This window comes from Arcicella sp. LKC2W (assembly GCF_034931005.1).
Taxonomy (GTDB): domain Bacteria; phylum Bacteroidota; class Bacteroidia; order Cytophagales; family Spirosomataceae; genus Arcicella.
The window spans coordinates 394,779-414,737 of record NZ_JAYGIN010000001.1 but is presented as its reverse complement, the minus strand read 5'-3'; the positions used below and the strand labels follow the sequence as shown (position 1 = coordinate 414,737).

Sequence of the window (19,959 nt, the reverse complement as noted above, 5' to 3'; positions counted from 1 at the left end):
TCACCACTTATTTCTTCTTTTTCTTTCCTGTTTCTTCTTGTTGCGTTTTTTGTGCTTCTTCAACCGCTTTCATTTGCTTTGAAATATATTCAGAGAAACGAGATTTTTTAACGCCACCTGCTGCAATTTTCTTACGATTTTCGTCCAAAATTGCCTTGATTTTATCTTCATCAACAAACTTACGAATACCAATTTGTTGTAAAATGGTTACAATGTTTGAAATGAAATAGTAGAAACTCATACCTGCTGGTAAAGAGTTCATCACAAACATAAAAATGACAGGCGTGATGTATGCCATTTTCTTCATGTCAATGGGTTGTCCTGTTTGGTCAGGCGTATTTTGGTTGTTATAATAACCGTAAGCAATACTTGAAACGGTCATCAACAATGTAAACAAACTGATATGATTTCCGTACAATGGAATACTGAACGGTAAAGTAGCAATCGAGTCGAAAGTTGAAAGGTCATTTGCCCATAAAAACGACTCCTGACGCAAGTTAATCAAGTTCGGGAAGAGCATAAATACCGCCATCAAAACAGGCATGGTTGCCAAAACAGGAATACAACCACTCAATGGACTTACACCAACTTCTCCGTACAATTTCATTTGAGCTTGTTGTTGTTTGGCTGCATCGTCACCAATTTTCTCTTTTAAAGCATTTAATTCAGGCTGTAAAATTCTCATTTTAGCCATGCTCACATACGACTTGTAAGTCAATGGTAAAAGAGCAAATTTGATAATCAAAACTAATGCAATAATCAACAAACCATAGTTTGAGAAAACCGTTTCTAAAACATTAAATAACGGAACAAAAATATAGCGAGTGATTGGCAAGAAAATGTCATAACTCAATTTTACGTTTTTGCCAAAACCTGGGGCAACGTTTTTGATGATGTTATAATCATTTGGTCCAAAATACCATTGAAAATTACCTTTTCCTGCTTTAATACCTGCTAAATCCAAATCCATATTGGCACGAAGCGTTTTGATATTTACCGAATCTTGTTCGTTGGCAGTTCCGAAAACTTGTGCTTTTTGGATTGGCTCATTTTTCGTAATAAAACTTGACAAGAAGTATTTTTTCTTGAAAGAAACCCACTTTAAAGGTTGGTCTAAAGTAGCATCATTTGCTCCCGTTGGTGTTTCAGAAAGTTGGTCGAAATTTTCACCATCATTTAATAAATAATTTACGGTTGCTTTACGGTTTTCTGTTAAATCTTTTTCAGTCGGACGAACGTTTTCTAACCAATTCAGTTTAACGGATTCATTTTTCAAGATTCCGTTTAAACCAGTCAGTTTTAAATCATTATCCAATAAAAAACCAGCACCAGCCAATGAATAAGACTGTTCAACTGATTGTCCATTAGCTAATTGTAAAGTAAAGACAACTTTCTCTGTTTTTCCTTCAGCAACCATTCCACCGACAGATGAAGTATTGAAATACAATTTATTCAAATCAATATTTCCTTTGGTTGTTGGTAATTCGAGGGAAATTTTATCAAAAGCTTCGTCAAAAATTACTAAAGGGTCATTTTTTTGTTCTTCAAAAGTGGTGTAAGTTTTATAGTTTTTCAATAAAACTTGTTTCACTCGTCCACCTTGTGTAGAAAAAGTAACTTTAATATCTTTATTTTCTAACACAACATCTTTTGGCGTTCCAACGGCTGCCGATGCAAAATCACCTGCGGCTGATTTTAAAGCATTTGAGTCTGGAGTGGCTACTTTTTGAGGAGTGGCAGAAGCTTGAGTTGTTTTGGCTTTGTCTTGTGGTTTCTCTGGTTCAATCTTTGGGGCAAAGAAAAATTGATAACCCAGCAACATTGCCATTATCAATACTAACCCCGTGACTTGATTTCTATCCATCATTGTTTTAAAAGTATTAAGTTTTGATGATTGAGTTTATTGACTCAATCATTCAAAAAAGAATTTTATCGGTTAATTAGTTCAAAAATTATGAAAACCGTTAAAGCGTTTGGCTTTGATTCTACAAAATTACTAAGACTTATTCGTTATTTGGCAATGCTTTTGGTTTAATTGTGATTAGTGGTTGATACTAAGTAGTTGAAAGGTAGTTTTTCTTAGATTTTGAGGAGGTCATTTTTTTTCAATAAAAATCTTTTTACCTTAGCAATTACTTTAATAGATTCCCAATAGTCTAAGTAGCTTTTGTTATTATTTACTCAAAATGCTATTTCAAAATGAAAACAATTCTCAACTGCTTCATTCTTTTAATTTTTATTCTTTTTTCTTCAACCAAAATTCAAGCTCAGGATGTTCCGTACAAATGCGTGTATGAACCTGATGCTCAAACGCAGGAAATTTCCAGACAAGTTTTAGCGAAAATGAATTCTTTGAAAGGTCAAAATCAGGGCAACCAAACTTCGTTATTGACAGGTGTTGTTAAAATTCCGCTTGTTGTTCATGTAATTGAGCCGAGTACTTCATCAAGTATTATTACTGATACAGAAGTAAATACAATGGTGGCTAATTTGAATGCTGCATATCGTGCTACGGGAGCATTTGCTGGTAGCCAAGATATTGAAATTGAGTTTGAATTGGCAAAACAAGACCCAACTTGCAATACCACAACGGGTATTACAAGATACGATGCTTCTGGAAATGCAACTTATGTATCAAAGGGCGTTTTTAATACTGGCGTTTCATGGGCAACTATACAAAGTTGGAAGGTTTGGCCTAAAAACCTTTATGCAAATATCTGGATTGTTCATAAATTGGACAATGGTGCTGCAGGAGTGGGTGGACCAAGTGAAGGCTTTATTGTTTTGGCAAATTCTGTGAAAACACCTAATGAACAAGTTTCTCCACATGAAATTGCTCATTATTTTGGATTGGCTCACCCATTTCCAACAGATGCTACTCCAGGGACTACCACAAACTGTAATTGTGGCGATGGCGATGGTTTGACAGATACACCTAATTTAACGGCTTATTCAATTGGTTCAATTTGTTCACATGAATGGTCGTGTTCTACAACTGCGATGAACAGTATAAATCCTTGTACCAATGCTGCTTATGGGAATATTCAGAAAAATATTATGAATTATTTGAATACTAATTGTGGAACTCAATTTACGGTGAATCAAAAAACGTTTATGCGAAATTTTATTGAATCTTATCATTCAGTGTTATTGACTTCGCCAGTTTTGCAAACAACTCCGAGTATTCCAGTGGCAACAATATCTGCAACACCAACTTTTTGTACATCCACAGCTTTTCCTAATTTTTCAGCCATGTGTTTGTGTAGTTCTATTCAAACTATGACAATTAATGGAAATGTTGTAACAAGTTATGGCTTAAAACCCGTATTAAGTGCTGGTCAGCAATCTACTTGGACGTATGGACTCACTTGTGCCAATGGTTTAACTGATACTAAAACGGTACTTTTCTATAATCCCGGAGTTACTAATATTGTTACAGCTTGCGGAACAGGTGGTTTTTATAGTTTAACTTTTAATAATCCGAACAATTTTATCGTTACAAGTTCATTAGGAATGGTTATCGGAAATAGTGTCATTAATGTCCCTAATGGTACAAACGTTGTTTTAACAGTAAGTGATGCAAATGGTTGTGGTAATAATCAGCAGACAGTTATTAGTCCATGTTGCTCATTAGGGGACAATTCCCCAGTCGCCTGTACGCCAACGGCAAGCAATGGATTGAGTGTTTATTTTGGAATTGCTAGTTTCGCCTTTAATGGAACACCTGCCATAAATACAACATCGTCGAGTTCACAATCAGATGGGAAAAATTATGTGGATAATTCTTGTCTTAATCAAACAAATGTCGTTGCTGGAAATACTTATACTTTAACAGTGGGCGGATATTTTACCAATGCTCATAAAGTCAAGGTTTATATTGATTATAATAATAACGGACAGTTTATAGAGGCGGACGAAACGGTTTTATCTGGCACAACCAGTGGTTTAACGGGTGGAAACGTTTATTCTGGAACAATTACAATTCCTAATACCGCAGTAGCAAATACATTATTGAGAGTGAGAGTTTTAGCAGACCCATCTTCGTCTTCCAATTCTTGTACAATTGTTGGACAAACGGGCTTTGGCTCTGGTCAAATAGAAGATTATGCTCTAACCGTAACCAATAATTGTTCAATGTATTCTGTCAAATCGGGAAATTGGGATGATTCAACCGTTTGGTCATGTGCCAGAATTCCAACTAATTTGGATATTGTTACTATCACTTCTGGACATACGGTTACCGTTCCATCTTCTATAACTGCTCACGCAAAAGATTTAAGAGCATACGGCGTTTTGACACTCCAACAAACTGGATTATTGAAGTTAGTTACACCATAAAATTAAGTTATCAGTAAATTTTATACTTTTCCTTCTTCTAAATAAAAACGAATTTTGATATGAATATTTTTGGAAAAACTTTAGTAGAAGATAATGAAATAGCTTGGGAAGAATTGGGAGGAGGGCTTCGTCGTAAAATTATGTCTTACGATAATGATGTGATGTTAATGAAAGTAGCTTTTGAAAAAGGCGGAATCGGAGCATTGCATTATCATCCGCACAAGCAAATTAGTTATATCGCAAAAGGAAAATTTGAAGTGACAATAGGAGAGGATAAAAAGATTTTATCGGAAGGTGATGTCTATTTTGCTCCTTCCAATATCACTCATGGAGTTATTTGTTTAGAAGAAGGTCTTTTGATAGACGTTTTTAACCCAATGCGGGAAGACTTGGTTTCTTAGGTATTAGTTAAGAGTTATGAGGTATTAGTTATGTGTTTTATACCTCATAAAATAAAAAGGCTTTTTAGGGAACTTAATCCACTAAAAAGCCTTTTTCTCTAAACTCTAAACTCTAAACTCTAAACTCTAAACTCTAAACTCTAAACTCTAAACTCTAAACTCTAAACTCTAAACTCTAAACTCTAAACTCTAAACTCTAAACTCTAAACTCTAAATGAATTGGTTAGTTAAATTGTACTCATATTAGTGTTAACTATTGCAACAAAATGCTTTGCTAAAACGAAACGTTTAAGATTCTATGTTTTCTATCCTACCTCAATGGTAATAAAATAAACCATGTAGAGAAAATAGAACACATAGATTTACAGGGATTGTGAAATCATTAATTGGGTACAATATAACTAACCAGTTCATCTAAACTCTAAATTCCTATTTCGCTCCCTTCATCAATGGAATCGCATTTTTCAATACTGCTTTCACAAAATGAACAAAAAGCGGAGCTGGATTTGCTACATTAGATTTATATTCTGGGTGAAACTGAACACCAATAAAGAAAGGATGGTCTTTAATTTCAACAACTTCTACCAAACCTGACTCTGGGTTAATTCCCGTTGGAATCATGCCTGCGGTTTTAAATTGCTCTAAATAGGCATTGTTAAACTCAAAGCGGTGACGGTGGCGTTCTTGGATATTTAATTTTCCATAAATAGAATGTGCCAAAGAGCCTTTTTCTAATTTACAAGCATAAGCTCCTAATCGCATCGTTCCGCCTTTGTTTGTCACTGATTTTTGTTCTTCCATCAAATCAATCACAGGGTTTGTCGTTTCTGGATTCATTTCAAATGAATGAGCATCTTCTAATTTTAAGACGTTACGAGCGTATTCAATAACCGCACATTGCATTCCCAAACAAATTCCAAAGAATGGAATTTTGTTTTCACGAGCAAATCTGACAGCGTTAATTTTCCCTTCAATTCCTCTTTCTCCGAAACCTGGAGCAACTAATATTCCGTCAAGTTCTTCTAATCTTTTTTCGTAACCTGCATCTACCAAATTTTCAGATGAAATCCATTTTACGTTTACTTTCGTTTCGTTAACAGCTCCTGCATGAATCAAACCTTCAGCAATTGATTTGTATGAATCTTTCAATTCAACGTATTTTCCTACTAAACCAACTGTAATTTGCTCCGTAGGATTTTTTAGTTTACCCAAGAAGTTTTTCCAAGATTCAAGGTCAGCGTCTTTATCGTTATAAATGTCCAATTTATACAAAGCACGTTGGTCAAGCTTCTCTTTTCTCATCAATAAAGGCACATCGTAAATAGTCTCTGCATCAATTGATTCAATAACATCGTTTGGAGAAACGTTACAGAAAAGTGCAATTTTACGACGCATTTCAATCGGAATTGGATGTTCCGTTCTACAAACAATAATATCTGGTTGAACGCCCAATTCAGACAAAGCACGCACTGAATGTTGCGTTGGTTTTGTCTTCAATTCACCCGCTGATGCCAAATAAGGAACAAGCGTAAGGTGAATAAAAAGCGTATTTTTTTCGCCTAAATCCCACTTCAATTGACGAGCTGCTTCGATGAATGGCAAAGATTCAATATCTCCTACGCAACCTCCAATTTCGGTAATGACAATATCATAAAGACCAGTTTCACCCAAAAGCAAAATATTACGTTTGATTTCGTCGGTAATATGTGGAATAACTTGAACCGTTTTTCCCAAATAATCTCCACGACGTTCTTTCGTGATAACATTATTATAAACTCGACCCGTCGTAATGTTGTTAGCTTGTGAAGTTGGAACTCCCAAAAAACGCTCGTAATGACCAAGGTCAAGGTCGGTTTCTGCACCGTCGTTAGTTACATAACATTCCCCGTGTTCATAAGGATTTAATGTTCCTGGGTCGATGTTGATGTAAGGGTCAAATTTTTGAATTGTTACAGATAAGCCTCTGGCTTGTAGTAATTTAGCGAGAGAAGAAGCTACAATTCCTTTGCCCAATGATGATGTTACACCGCCCGTAACGAAAATGTATTTTGCGGTTTTAGGTTGCCCTTTGCCTGACATGGTTGATAAATTTTATTTTAGTCGTAAGTCTTGAAGTCGGTAGTCGTAGATATGCACAATAGCCTAACAAATTACCTTGTTGAGATAATTTTGGCAATAATTCATACATTACGAATGGGGACTTCTATGAAAAGAAACTTAGGAGGAGGAATATTCCGCAACCTGTTGTTACGGGATACAAAGTTAGGACATTTTTGTTGAAGTAGGTAGTAAATACAAAGGTTTTGAAAATAGAATTCTTGAAAATGGGATAAAATTAAAATTAAATTATTATTAATCAGATGGTTATGAATGGAATCATAAGATTAAAAGTTTTTAATTATTTGTTAAATCAATCTGAAAAAGCGGGTAAAAGTGATTTGTTTTATAAAAGATAAAATCCTGAAAATAAATATTTGATTTTCAGGATTTTATCTTTTACGGACGAATATAGTTTCGGAATTATCTACAATTTGTCGGAAGACAAAATTAGACCACGGATAGAACAGATAAAACAGATTTACACTGATTTTTCTTTAAATTTATCCGTTGAATCAGTACAATCTGTGGGCTAATTTTATTCTGCGACAAATTGTAGATAGTTCCGTATAGTTTTCAAAAGTTATTTGAAAATTTTAAAAAATAACAAATGAGGAATACGAGATTTCCCATTTATTTAAGACGGATATTCTATTTGTTCGCCTGTTTGTTTATAGCCTTTCTCTTCAAATAGTTTTTTCCAAGCTTCGGTCATGAAACCAATTCCATAAGCTAATAATTGTACAAAAACCGCTACGATACTCAATAAGCCAACTTTTATACTTTTATTTTTTAAAGTAGAATCTATGAAGTTCAATAAAACGTAAAGTGAAAGAAGGCAAATTCCGAGATAAAAGAGTGGTTTGTAAATAAAATATAGAAATGGAATTGAGAAACATCCTAAGGTGAAAACCATCGGGAAGGTATGCACCAATTTTAATTCTTTCGGGAAAAAACGACTGATATTTATGCGTGCTTTACCAAAGAATCTCAATTGCTTATAAAATTGTGAAAAACTGGTTCTGCGTTTGTGATAAATAAATGCTTCGGGAATTAATCCTGATTTAAAACCTAAAGAAATTGCTCGAATCGAAAACTCAATATCTTCGCCCATGCGAGTAATGATGAAGCCTTTTGTTTTTTCATAAACTGCTCTCGAAAGTCCCATATTGAAACTTCTTGGATGAAAAGTCCCGCCTAAATTCTTTTTACTACCTCTAATGCCACCCGTTGTGAAAACAGAAGTCATAGAATAACTGATGGCTTTTTGGATAGGAGAGAAGTTGGGATGGTCACGGTCGGGACCTCCATATAAATCTAAATAATGGGTATTGAGTTGATTTTCAACGATTTCAAGATAGTTTGGTTCGATAAGAGCGTCAGAGTCCAAAATGATAAAATAATCACCTTGAGCGTATCTGAAACCTGTGTTGCGGGCAAAACCTTGTCCAGTATTTTCTTGAAAATAATAATGAATTTCTAATTTATGCTCAAACTTATCGATAACAGTATCACATTTTGTGGCTGAACCATCTTCAATAATTACGATTTCAAAGTTTTTATAAGTTTGTTTTACAAGGCATTCCAATAATTCTTCAACTTCATCGGGGCGGTTATAAACGGGAATAATTATCGAATATTTTCTGGTCATTGTGGTAACACAGACTTCAGTCTGTTCTTTAGTAGCACAGGCTTCAGCCTGTTGTTTAGTAACACAGACTTCAGTCTGTTTTTTAGTAGTACAGGTTTCAGCCTGTTGTTTAGTAACACAGACTTCAGTCTGTTGTTTAGTAACACAGACTTCAGTCTGTTCTTTAGTAGTACAGGTTTCAGCCTGTTGTTTAGTAACACAGACTTCAGCCTGTTGTTTAGTAACACAGACTTCAGTCTGTTCTTTAGTAGTACACGCTTCAGCCTGTTGTTTAATTTACGTACAGACTAAAGTCTGTGTTACGTTTAAAGGCTCAATTTACGCTTTTAAAGATTGTTTTAAAAATCCCGTAGCGATGAAATATTGGGCTAAAATGTAAGTTGACATTATTAAAATAGTTGAAGCAGGTATTTTATAGGCAAATTTTTCGATGGCAAGAAATGAGTCAGAAATGACAAATAATATGGCTCCCACAAATACAAATCTAAAACTTTCCGTATTCGTTTTCCTTTCCGAAGCGGTAATTGCCATCGTACTAATTGCCAACATATACACCAAAACGGGAATCAGTAAACCTTTTTCAACATGATTGTAAATAAGTAAAAATATTGAAATAGAAAGAATTGGAATACAAATCCGAGCTAAATGGTTGGCTTTTGTTTTATTTCTACTAAAAACAAAAATGTAAAATAGATGTGTCATCATGAAAGACCCTAAACCTAACATGAAAAATAATTCTCCCGAAAACATTAAAAAAATATCTCCCAACCATGAGAAGGTAAAAGCAATCAGCATTAAAATATCTTGTTTTTCGAAAGATTTTTGAGATTGTAAATAGTAGAAAACGATAATAGAAAGCATTATCAAAGGTTTTGTCAAAAATACGCCTTCCCGATAATCAATCATTCCCGAAATAATTTCAAGAATAGAAATAGTGGCAAAAATGTAGGTAAACGTTTTAGTTTTCATCGTGGTTAGGATATTGATTGCGGAAGAGTAGCCACAATTTACTCAGAATTTTATCAATAAAAAAAAGCCTTCATCCATTGCTGAATAAAGGCTTCTAAAATTAAAACTTCAATGTTGCTGGAAGATATTTTTTTAACAAATCTTCGTAATATGGTTTCAATGCTTGCGTATCTGGAGGCGTTGGCAATTTTGAGTACAAATCGTAAGGGTTAAATTTCTTCACCCACTCAAACATAGCGTGGTCGTGTTCGTCCATCAAGTGTTCGTAAGCATTTTCACGATGTTGTGAATAAAATGAGTGGTAACGAATCATGTACAATGCTTCTTCTGGTAAATGGTCTTTAACCATTTGGTACAGATATTCATCATGTCCCCACGACATATCTACGTTTTTCAAACCACAATTTGGTTCATAAACGCCATATTTTGTGTTATATTTTGAATCGTGGGCATCTGGATTTGCCGCAAAATATTCAGCATAAACAATTTTATCCGAATGCTGACAACCCACAGGGAAAGTATCTCCAACTACTGCCCATTGAGCTTCACCGAAAAGGCATAGAACTTTACCCATATCGTGTAAAAGACCTGTCAATACAAACCAATCTGGATGACCGTCAGCACGGATTGCCTCAGAAGTTTGTAACAAATGTTGCCATTGGTCGAGAGAAGTATCAGGGTCAGAATCATCCACTAAGGTATTCAAGAAATCGAATGCTTCCCAAATTGGCATTTCAGTTTTATTGAATTTCAAAAACTCTGCTTGCTTCTCTTTAACAAAATCGTAGGTTTGAAACTTGTGGTTTAATCTGTAAAATTCACGTACAGTATCTCTTTCGGGATTATCGTAATTGCGATATTCTTCTTTCGCTTTTTTAGGAGCATCTTCTTCTGGATAACGCAATAAAACATCATCTTCCCAAACGTCAAGGCTTGATAACGGAGCAATTTCTTTTTCTGAAAATTCCATGAGGATAAAACCGAAAACGGTTAATTGTTAAAATGTAAATATTCTTATATTCAAAGTTATAAATTATATCAAATAAATTCAATCGGTGTGATTTAAAATAACCTTAAAATGAGGTGATTTTTATATGCAAACGTTTGTAATTGTTGCATAATAATATCGACTTGATTAGCAAGATGTTACCTCATTAGCTCTGACGGTTGAAAAGAGGGAATTCTAACTTTCAATAATCCTAAAAGAATGTTTTTGATAAAAATACTCACTCATCTTAAAATTTAACATAGCATACTTTTAAAATACCTTCTACGTTTATTTAAAAACTTCAAATTTATGCTCTCAAAAAAACTTTTTTGCTTTTCAATCATGATTTCTGTTGGTTTTGGTGCTTTTTGCCAGACTCCTTCATTAAGCCAATTATTTTATCCTAATATCACTTTAAAAACTGAAATTATGCCCGATGCCTCGATGAGTAACGGTCATCAATTTGGTTTAAATAGAAGTTCTGCTTTGGGAATAATTCCTTTGAGTACCGAAATTTCAGCAGGAATTGGCTTTGGAAAAAAAGCGGACATTCAAGCAAAACATACGTTGTTGATTGCCAATCTTGCCCAAATCAACACAACTATTGATGGCAAAGAACAACCTGACGGTGGTTATAAAACAATGGGCTTGACGTATGTGCAATTGAAGGCAAGTTTAAGAGAAAAGTTTTGGGTTTATGGTGTTGGTGGAGGTGTTACGCAGTCAAATGAAACGTTTTTTAACCCACAACCGTATTTTTATGGTGGTGCAGCACGACTGCGAATTTTAGGACTTAGAACCCAAATTCTCTACGGAACAGCCATTGTTTACAGTCAAAAATTTAGAATTATTCCCATTTTTGGTTTTACAAAATCCTTTGGGGATGATTGGAAGGTTTCTGGGATATTACCATTTAGAGCAAGTGTAACTTATAAGGCAAACCAATGGTTACATCTTGATTTTAATACCGTTTACGATGGTTTTAGTGGAGGGTATCAAGAATATAGTGCGGCAGAAAAATTAGTTCGTCGTCAAAATTATCAACACGTCAAGTTTACATTATCTGCCAATGCTCATGTTCTAAATGTATTCAATTTAGGAATTGAAGGTGGCTTGACCGCTTTTCGTCAAGTAAAAACATTTAATACCGCTAATGAAAATTTAGCAACTTCCACAATGCCCGCAACACCTTATTTAGGTTTGAGTTTGAGGTATATCACGAGTAAGTCAAAATTGTCTTCAAAATTTATGAAAGGAACGGGTATTGACTTTTAAATCTCTCAGAAAATTATACAAGAATTGCCAAATTTGATATTTTATCAGATTTGGCAATTCTTGTATAAATGCAATTTTTAATAGTGTTTTTCGAGTATTTTATTTTATAGCTTCTCTTCAAATAGTTATATTTTCTGCCAACTATTTCCGACATATCTACACATTATAATCCTTGGTCGAAATATATTGATATTGTGCAGTAAAACGGGATAAAAGGTTATTCTTCGCAAGTTACCTTTACATAAAAATCAACGTTGAATAATATTTTCAATTTAAAAATGAAGAACACTAATCCACTATTAGTATTTTTTGCCATCATAGTCTTTTGTTTAAGCTTGGCAGGATGTAGCAAAAAGAAAAAGGAAGATTTAAGTAAAAAAGAAGACAAACCTGCTGTTGTTGATGTCATTATTGCCTCACATCAAGGTATTAGTTCAATTACAGAGGCGAATGGTTCAATCGTTGCCAACGAATTTGTGGAACTACACACGGAAGTTAGTGGTCGTATAACCTATCTCAATATTCCAGAAGGGACAAATGTTGCTCAAGGAACCGTTTTGGCTCGTATCAATGATGCTGATTTGCAAGCTCAATTGAACAAAACGAAAGTTCAACTTGAATTAGCTCAAAAAACGGAACAACGTTTGGCTAAACTTTTGGCAGTCAATGGTATTTCTCAGGGAGAATATGATACTGCTCTCAATCAAGTAAATAGCTTGAAAGCTGACATGGCATATACCCAAGTGTTGATTGATAAAACCGTATTGAAAGCACCATTCAGCGGTTTAATAGGTCTCCGTCAAATTTCTCAAGGAGCTTACGTTTCTCCAACAACCATCATTGCCACTATGCAGCAAGTCAACAAATTGAAAATTGACTTTACCGTTCCAGAAGAATACGCAGGTATTATTCGTAAAGGTTCAGTGGTAGAAGTTGCCGTAGAAGGACAAGGTAATTCTCGTTGCAAAGCCGTTGTGATAGCTCGTGAGCCTCAGGTAAATCAGACTACTCGAAATTTATTGATTCGTGCTTCACTTAGTAATTGTTCTGCCAATCCTGGAACATTCGCTAAGGTATATTTCAATGCAGGTGCTGCCCGTAAAAGCATTATGGTACCAACCAATGCCATAATTCCTGACGATAAAAATAAAAAGTTGGTATTAGTTAAAAATGGCGTTGCCAATTATGTAGTAGTTGAAACAGGCGTGCGACAAGAAGGTTCTGTGGAAATTACCAGTGGCATAGCAGACGGCGATTCCATTGTAGTAGATGGTGTATTATTTGCTCGTCCAGACAAACCTGTAAAGGTTCGTAGTGTGAAAAACTTGTAATAGAACTTAGAACAAGCAGTATATTTTTTGAGCGATAGGAGGGCAACAGAGTCTAATCAAATGTTGTTTAGTTAAGCTGATTAACTTCCCGAAAGTTTGTACCAAATAAATTCTTTAACTAAGCGATATTGGAGTCTAATCTGTTTGTAGGCTTCACGGGAAAGATTCCCGTGCTACATAAAACTCACTATATGCTAAAGTTATTTTTCTTTGTAGAAAATCAAATCATTGCTTTAAAGCTGATTTAATCCATCATATTCATGAATATTTCAGAATTATCATTAAAAAGACCCGTATTTGCTACGGTGATGAACATCCTTATTATTCTTTTTGGAGTAGTAGGTTTTTCATTCTTGGCAGTACGTGATTATCCCGCCATTGACCCGCCCATTGTTACGGTAAGGACTTCATATACAGGTGCAAACCCCGATATTATTGAAAACCAAATCACGGAACCATTAGAAAAGCAAATTAATGGTATTCCTGGTATTCGCTCAATTACCTCATCGAGTACCTTAGGAAGTAGTTCAATTTCGGTTGAATTTAACTTAGACGTACCCTTAGAAGCCGCCGCCAGTGATGTACGTGACAAAGTTGCTCAGGCAGTAAGAAGTTTACCGCAAGATATTGACGCTCCGCCAGTGGTTTCTAAAGCCGATGCCAACAGTGATTTTATTCTTTTATTGGCAATTCAGAGTAGAAGTAAAGGCTTATTAGAGTTAAGTGATTATGCAGAAAATGTACTTCAACAACGTTTTCAAACCATCAATGACGTAAGTGGGGTGAACATTTTAGGGCAAAAACGTTATTCGATGCGTGTTTGGCTTAAAACTGACCGAATGAACGCTTACGGTTTATCATTTACCGATGTTCAAACGGCTCTCGCTCGTGAAAACGTAGAATTACCCGCAGGGAAAATCTACGGAAGTAATACCGAAATGACTATTCGTGCTTTGGGAAGATTAACGACAGAACAACAATTTAGAGACTTAATTATTCGTCAAAGTATTGATGGAATTGTTCGTTTGGGAGATATTGCAGGCGTTGAATTAGGGCCAGAAAACTTAGAACAAAGTTGGAAATACAATGGTGTTTATGCCGTTGGTTTGGCAGTTGTGCCACAACCTGGGGCAAATTACATCAAAATTGCCGATGAATTTAACAAGCGTCTGGAGGAAATCAAGAAAGAAAATAAATCGGATATTGAGTTTAAATTATTGATTGATAATACCAAAAACGTTCGCCGTTCTTTGGAGGAGGTTGAAGAAACTTTGATTATTTCCTTCGGATTGGTTGTATTGGTTATTTTCTTCTTTTTCAGAAACTGGTTAATTGCTATTCGTCCTTTGATAGATATTCCTATTTCATTGATTGCGACTTTCTTCGTGATGTATTTGTGCGGATTTACTATCAACGTTTTGACGCTTTTGGGAATCGTTTTAGCAACGGGTTTAGTAGTGGATGATGGTATTGTTGTAACTGAAAATATCTTCCGAAAATTAGAACAAGGTTTGCCAATCAGAAAGGCGGCGTTGGAAGGAAGTAAGGAAATTTTCTTTGCCGTAATTTCTACTTCATTGACCTTGGCAGTGGTGTTTTTACCTGTAATTTTCTTGGAAGGTTTCGTGGGTCGTTTATTCCGAGAATTTGGTATTGTCGTAGCGGGTGCGGTTTTGATTTCCGCCTTTGTTTCTCTGACAATTACGCCAGTTCTGAACGTGTATTTGACTCGTAAAAAAGCGGGGCATGGTTGGCTTTATGACAAAACTGAACCATTTTTTACAGGTATGGAAAGTGGTTATCAGCGTATTCTGAAAGGATTTATGCGTGTACGTTGGATGGCTTGGGTAATCGTTTTGGCGTGTGGACTTTTAATCTGGTTTTCGGGTAAAAACTTGCAAAGTGAAATTGCTCCGATGGAAGATAAAAGTAGTGTTCGTTTTACCATCACAACGCCCGAAGGCTCAAGTTATGGATATACGCAAAGTGTTTCGGATAAGGTTACGAATTATTTGAATGACTCTATTCCAGAAAAAGATTTTGTATTTAATGCCATTCCAGGTTTTGGAGGTGTTGGGGGTACAAACTCATCAATTGCTCGTGTCGGTTTAGTTGACCCAGATAAACGAAATAGAAGTCAGGACGAAATTGCCAAAACGCTCAATAAAAAACTAAGTAAGTTTAATAATGCTCGAATTTTTGGAATTCAAGAACAGACGATTTCCGTTGGTTTGGGTTCTCGTGGTAGTTTACCTGTGCAGTTTGTAGTTCAGAATATTGATTTTGCCAAAATTAAAGATGCTTTGCCTAAATTCTTGGATGAAGCCCGAAATGATAAAACATTCCAAAACGTTGATGTAAACTTGAAGTTCAATAAACCAGAACTTTTAATGACTTTCGACCGTATCAAAATTAAGGATTTGGCATTAACGACTCAAGACGTAGTAAGTGCGGTACAAGGAGCATTTAGTGGAAGAAGATTGGCGTATTTTACGATGAACGGTCGTCAATATGAAGTAATTGCTCAAGTTGAAAGAGGCGAAAGAACTCAACCGAGCGACATTGAAAACCTATTTGTAACCAATACTCGTGGTGAAAGAATTCCGTTAAGTGCCGTTGTGAAATTGGAAGAAAGTAGTAATCCTTCAACGCTTTACCACTTTAATCGTCTGAAATCGGCAACAGTTTCTGCATCTTTGGCAGAAGGAAAAACGATTGGTGATGGTGTAAAAGCGATGCAAAAAATTGCGGATAAAGTTTTAGATAAATCGTTCCAAACGGCTTTGAGTGGACCTTCAAGAGATTATTCTGAAAGTTCATCTAATACCGCTTTTGCTTTTGGGTTGGCTCTAACGCTGATTTATTTGTTATTAGCCGCACAATTTGAAAGTTTCAAAGACCCATTCACGATTATGATTACCGTGCCTTTAGCTTTGGCAGGTGCGTTAGGTAGTTTGTGGTTTTTTGACCAAACGCTTAATATTTTCTCTCAAATCGGAATGATTATGTTGATTGGTTTGGTAACCAAAAACGGTATTTTGATTGTAGAATTTGCCAATCAGAAACGTGAGGAGGGATTGTCCAAATTTGAGGCAGTTGTTGTAGCTTCAACGCAACGTTTACGTCCAATTTTGATGACCAGTTTAGCAACATCTTTGGGTGCTTTACCGATTGCATTAAGTTTGGGAGCAGCCTCAACAAGTCGTGTGCCTTTGGGAACGGTAGTTGTTGGAGGTATCTTGTTCTCCTTGATTTTGACCTTGTTAGTAATTCCTGCCATTTATACTTTCATTTCAAGTGCCAATTATGTAACTGAGGAATCTAAATTGGCTCTTGAAGAAGGTACAACAGATGAACAAAACCACAATGATTAATCTTGGAAAATATTGAAAATTAATTAGTTATATTTTCGCTCATTAAAAAATATGAATATCTCATTGAAATATATTAGTCTATTTTCTTTTTCAGCAATGTTACTCCTTGCTAATAATGGTTTTGCCCAACAGCAAATAACCTTATCGCAAGCCGTTGAAATTGCTCTTAAAAATAATTTAGACATTCAAATTGCTAAAAATAATATTACTGCCGCCAGTATCAATAATCATATTGGGGTAGCAGGTGGTTTGCCAACAGTAACTGGAGCAGTTGTAACCAATGAACAATTGACAGGTTTGAATCAAGAATTGAGTAATGGAACTATTACAAATCGTACTTCTGTTGCTTCAAATAACTCAAATATTGGTTTTACGGCAACGATGATGCTTTATAACGGTGGGCGGGTTTTAGCTACAAAAAAACGTTTGGAGGAATTACAACATTTGAGCCAAGACCAGTTGAATGTTTCGATACAAGGTGTCATTTCGGATGTCATGCTCAAATATTATATGGTTGTTCAACAGCAAAATTTTATTGCTACACTCAAACAATCCATTGAAGTTTCTAAACAAAAATTAGAGTTAATTGAAGCCCGTCGAAGTGCTGGAATGTCGAATGATGCAGAATTGTTTCAAGCACAATTAGACTTAAATGCTCAAAATCAAGCTTTGCAATCACAGAATATTATTATTGAGCAAGCAAAAGATGATTTGTTACGCAGTTTGGTTATGCCTCCCAATTCTGAAATTATCATTAAAGATACCATCATCGTTGACAAGGCTTTGCAATGGGAAAATATACAAGTGAGCTTGAAAAATCACCCAAGTTTATTATCTGCTGAAACCCAAATAGGTATCAATAAAATTATTGAAAGAGAAGTGGAAGCGAGAAGATACCCAACGGTCAATTTGAATACAGGTTATAATTATACTCGTAGTCAAAGTGCGGCAGGTTTTACCTTGTTGAACCAACAGTATGGTCCATTTTTAGGTGTAAATGTCAGCGTTCCAATTTATACAGGAACAAACAATATCCGCCAGATTCAAGTAGCGAAAGTCAATACTGAAAATGCTCGTTTACAAAAAGAAGTAGTCTTGCAGAATTTTAGAAATACGGCTGCAAAAGCTTGGGAAAGTTACACCGCAACATTAAGTTTAATTGATGCAGAGCAACAAAACTATGCTTTGGCTGAGAAGTTATTGAACGTAATTACTCAACGTTTTCAATTGGGACAAGCAACTATTATTGACATCAAACAGGCACAACAAAGTTTTGAAAACTCAGGTTATCGTTTGAATAATTTGAGTTACAATGTAAAAGTTGCTGAAATTACGTTGAAACAATTAGCGAGCCAATTAAGTAATTAGTAGCACAGACTTGAGTCTGTAAGTAGTAGCACAGACTTTAGTCTGTAATTAGTAACACAGACTTCAGTCTGTAATTAGTAGCACAGACTTTAGTCTGTAAGTAAGGTCAAACGCCAATTGTATCACTTACAGACTGAAGTCTGTGTTACTTACAAACCGCAACGGCAATTTTAGAATCAGCTGTTCCGTAATATAAAAAATAACGATTCTTAAAATACACCATTCCTTCAATAAAAACTACCTGATTAACCTGTCCGTTCAATTCATAGTCTTTTTCTGGTTTCATAAAATAATCGTCGGTTCTGGCAATTACTTTTGAAGGGTCATTTTTATCCATCAAAATTTGTCCAGCACTATACGCATCGGGTGGTAAACCTGCATAGCCACCTTCGTGCAAATTCATGGAATTATAAAGCAATAAAATGCCATCTTTTGTTATCATGGCAGGAGGTCCAGACTCTACCAAACGACTGTCAAATTTATCTTTTCTTGCTCCAAAAATGGGTTTTGGTTTCCCTGTTTCGTCTTCCAAAATTTCCCAATTCATTAAATCGTTTGAACTTGCTAAGAAAATATCAGTATCGCCAAAATACATCCAATATTTCCCTTTTATTTTAGTCGCAATTAGTTTTTCGCCAACTCGTTTACAAATAATTGCTCCCGACTTCGACCACAAATTTCGGTATTTTTCTTGTTTGAAAGCCAATCCGTGTTTCTTCCATTTCTGTAAATTAGACGATGATGCAACACAAAGTCGAGCCGTTTTTCCGTCATAAGTTGTGTAGGTGACAATATACCTGCCGTTATTGGTTTCTACAATGCGTGGGTCTTCGCAACCGCCAGCCCATTCGTAGGGTTTCATGAAGTCATTTTCTGGAAAAAGTACAGGTTTTGCTTGTCTTTTAAAATGAATGCCGTCATTGCTTACTGCCAAACCAATGCGAGAAGTGCCATCAACGGATTTTAGGGTATCTTCTGCTCGATAAAGCAAATATACTTTGCCGTTTCGGACAACTGCCGCAGGATTATACACGTCTTTGGCTTCCCAATTCACTGTTTTTTTACTGACAGGGCAATAGAATGTTGTATTTTTTATTGGCAACAAAATTGGATTTACAGCATCTTGTTTAACAAATGGCGTTAAAGTCCAATTAGGTTGTTGGGCAAAAAGATTTGCGACTCCTACACAAATTTGAAGGAGTATTGAAAAAATAATAGATTTTGATTTCATAATTTGAGATTGTTGATGGAATATATTTTTTGAATTATCTACAATTTGCCACACAACCGCAGACAGGGCAAAAAAGCCGCTGTCAGGGTTTTGGACTCAACCCTGACAGCGGCTTTTCGCCCTGTCTGCGGTTATTTTCTTGATTGCGACAAATAATAGATAATTCCGTATACTTTTGAAAATTGCCTAATTGTTAAGTCTCTACAAAAACCTTATTGCTGACGTATTTCCTTATCTTTTACGGTCATCTCCCAGTCGCCAAAACTACCAGACAAAACAAATGACCCAAATCTGAATTTATCAATAATCTCAGTTCCTTTTGAAACCGAATCATAGAACTCTTTATCGACAGGAATTTCAAAATCAATTGCATTTACCGCATCTTTTATATGTTTTTTGATGCTTAAAGAGAAATGAGCTTGTTTGAGTCTGATTTTTAAAATGTATTTGGGCGGTTTGGCAGTACCGCCAGTTTTGAGGGCTTGCACTTGTGCAGCCAATGCGGCATTTTCTTTTTTGAGTTGTTCCACTTCTGAATTACTACAAGATGTCAGAAATACTGAAAATGAAAGCAAGAAGAGAATATTCTTTTTCATGTTGAGTTAATTTAGTTGATGTTTATTTTCAAAGATAAAAATTATATAACAGACTTATTATTTTGAATTAGGTTTGTTTTGAATTTCTTTCTAAAAATTATGGATTTTTAAAAGATTAATTTTAACTTACAGGAAATTAATCGAAAATACTTAATTTTCCTCCTTTGTACTGATTAAGTAGTAGAATCAAAATATTAATTTTTCGTAGTAATCTGCTTATGCCATTATCATTTTTGTAAAAAAATAATTGCCTTCTCTTAAAACTTTCTCGTTTCTTTAACTGCTGATGCTTTAGAGGTTTTGGTTGTCCCATGCTCTAAGAAAACTCAACTTAAAAAAT

General features: G+C 35.3%; 13 protein-coding genes. 6 read left to right on the top strand and 7 right to left on the bottom strand.

The genetic code is table 11. The features are described from left to right. Positions 1-7: 7 nt before the first annotated feature. Entirely contained in the window at positions 8-1,867 is a 1,860-nt protein-coding gene (gene yidC / locus VB796_RS01505; RefSeq protein WP_323344738.1) for a membrane protein insertase YidC, read from the bottom strand. Between the two features lie 332 nt (positions 1,868-2,199). Here yidC and VB796_RS01500 point away from each other — a divergent pair, with 332 nt between their 5' ends. After that, on the top strand, positions 2,200-4,338 hold the full coding sequence (locus VB796_RS01500; RefSeq protein ID WP_323344737.1) for a GEVED domain-containing protein: 2,139 nt from the start codon (positions 2,200-2,202) through the stop codon (positions 4,336-4,338). A gap of 59 nt (positions 4,339-4,397) precedes the next feature. After that, positions 4,398-4,739 carry a cupin domain-containing protein gene (locus tag VB796_RS01495; RefSeq protein WP_323344736.1) on the top strand — a complete coding sequence of 114 codons (342 nt, stop codon included), beginning with the start codon at positions 4,398-4,400 and terminating at the stop codon, positions 4,737-4,739. Between the two features lie 429 nt (positions 4,740-5,168). Here the strand turns inward: VB796_RS01495 and VB796_RS01490 are convergent, their stop codons facing one another. The 4 genes from VB796_RS01490 to VB796_RS01475 form a co-directional block, all read right to left on the bottom strand. Next, positions 5,169-6,818, bottom strand: coding sequence for a CTP synthase (locus tag VB796_RS01490; RefSeq protein WP_323344735.1), 1,650 nt, complete (start codon positions 6,816-6,818; stop codon positions 5,169-5,171). Between the two features lie 655 nt (positions 6,819-7,473). Continuing rightward, entirely contained in the window at positions 7,474-8,487 is a 1,014-nt protein-coding gene (locus tag VB796_RS01485; RefSeq protein WP_323344734.1) for a glycosyltransferase, read from the bottom strand. Between the two features lie 318 nt (positions 8,488-8,805). Then, complete coding sequence (locus VB796_RS01480; RefSeq protein ID WP_323344733.1) at positions 8,806-9,456, bottom strand: lysoplasmalogenase; 651 nt, start codon at positions 9,454-9,456, stop codon at positions 8,806-8,808. 100 nt (positions 9,457-9,556) lie between these two features. Next, complete coding sequence (locus VB796_RS01475) at positions 9,557-10,426, bottom strand: inositol oxygenase family protein (RefSeq protein ID WP_323344732.1); 870 nt, start codon at positions 10,424-10,426, stop codon at positions 9,557-9,559. A gap of 327 nt (positions 10,427-10,753) precedes the next feature. Between VB796_RS01475 and VB796_RS01470 the strand changes: the two genes are divergently transcribed. From VB796_RS01470 to VB796_RS01455, 4 genes are all read left to right on the top strand, one after another. Continuing rightward, positions 10,754-11,719, top strand: coding sequence for a hypothetical protein (locus VB796_RS01470; RefSeq protein WP_323344731.1), 966 nt, complete (start codon positions 10,754-10,756; stop codon positions 11,717-11,719). A gap of 278 nt (positions 11,720-11,997) precedes the next feature. Then, positions 11,998-13,050 carry an efflux RND transporter periplasmic adaptor subunit gene (locus VB796_RS01465; RefSeq protein WP_323344730.1) on the top strand — a complete coding sequence of 351 codons (1,053 nt, stop codon included), beginning with the start codon at positions 11,998-12,000 and terminating at the stop codon, positions 13,048-13,050. A 260-nt stretch (positions 13,051-13,310) separates the two neighbouring features. Next, positions 13,311-16,424, top strand: a complete 3,114-nt coding sequence (locus VB796_RS01460) for an efflux RND transporter permease subunit (RefSeq protein WP_323344729.1) — start codon at positions 13,311-13,313, stop codon at positions 16,422-16,424. Between the two features lie 51 nt (positions 16,425-16,475). Continuing rightward, entirely contained in the window at positions 16,476-17,792 is a 1,317-nt protein-coding gene (locus VB796_RS01455) for a TolC family protein (protein ID WP_323344728.1), read from the top strand. Positions 17,793-17,937: 145 nt separating this feature from the next. On the opposite strand, the gene VB796_RS01450 is transcribed toward VB796_RS01455, so the two are convergent. Both VB796_RS01450 and VB796_RS01445 read right to left on the bottom strand, forming a co-directional pair. Then, positions 17,938-19,023, bottom strand: a complete 1,086-nt coding sequence (locus tag VB796_RS01450; RefSeq protein WP_323344727.1) for a glycoside hydrolase family 130 protein — start codon at positions 19,021-19,023, stop codon at positions 17,938-17,940. Between the two features lie 212 nt (positions 19,024-19,235). Next, positions 19,236-19,619 (bottom strand): hypothetical protein, encoded by a 384-nt coding sequence (locus VB796_RS01445; protein ID WP_323344726.1) that lies wholly within the window; start codon positions 19,617-19,619, stop codon positions 19,236-19,238. Positions 19,620-19,959: the final 340 nt, after the last annotated feature.

What these genes read in the sequence shown, in the direction of transcription:
- VB796_RS01450 (WP_323344727.1), bottom strand. Translation starts at nt 19,023, where the DNA reads ATGAAATCAAAATCTATTATTTTTTCAATACTCCTTCAAATTTGTGTA.
- VB796_RS01480 (WP_323344733.1), bottom strand. Translation starts at nt 9,456, where the DNA reads ATGAAAACTAAAACGTTTACCTACATTTTTGCCACTATTTCTATTCTT.
- VB796_RS01460 (WP_323344729.1), top strand. Translation starts at nt 13,311, where the DNA reads ATGAATATTTCAGAATTATCATTAAAAAGACCCGTATTTGCTACGGTG.
- VB796_RS01475 (WP_323344732.1), bottom strand. Translation starts at nt 10,426, where the DNA reads ATGGAATTTTCAGAAAAAGAAATTGCTCCGTTATCAAGCCTTGACGTT.
- VB796_RS01495 (WP_323344736.1), top strand. Translation starts at nt 4,398, where the DNA reads ATGAATATTTTTGGAAAAACTTTAGTAGAAGATAATGAAATAGCTTGG.
- VB796_RS01500 (WP_323344737.1), top strand. Translation starts at nt 2,200, where the DNA reads ATGAAAACAATTCTCAACTGCTTCATTCTTTTAATTTTTATTCTTTTT.
- VB796_RS01490 (WP_323344735.1), bottom strand. Translation starts at nt 6,818, where the DNA reads ATGTCAGGCAAAGGGCAACCTAAAACCGCAAAATACATTTTCGTTACG.
- VB796_RS01485 (WP_323344734.1), bottom strand. Translation starts at nt 8,487, where the DNA reads ATGACCAGAAAATATTCGATAATTATTCCCGTTTATAACCGCCCCGAT.
- VB796_RS01470 (WP_323344731.1), top strand. Translation starts at nt 10,754, where the DNA reads ATGCTCTCAAAAAAACTTTTTTGCTTTTCAATCATGATTTCTGTTGGT.
- yidC (WP_323344738.1), bottom strand. Translation starts at nt 1,867, where the DNA reads ATGATGGATAGAAATCAAGTCACGGGGTTAGTATTGATAATGGCAATG.
- VB796_RS01455 (WP_323344728.1), top strand. Translation starts at nt 16,476, where the DNA reads ATGAATATCTCATTGAAATATATTAGTCTATTTTCTTTTTCAGCAATG.
- VB796_RS01445 (WP_323344726.1), bottom strand. Translation starts at nt 19,619, where the DNA reads ATGAAAAAGAATATTCTCTTCTTGCTTTCATTTTCAGTATTTCTGACA.
- VB796_RS01465 (WP_323344730.1), top strand. Translation starts at nt 11,998, where the DNA reads ATGAAGAACACTAATCCACTATTAGTATTTTTTGCCATCATAGTCTTT.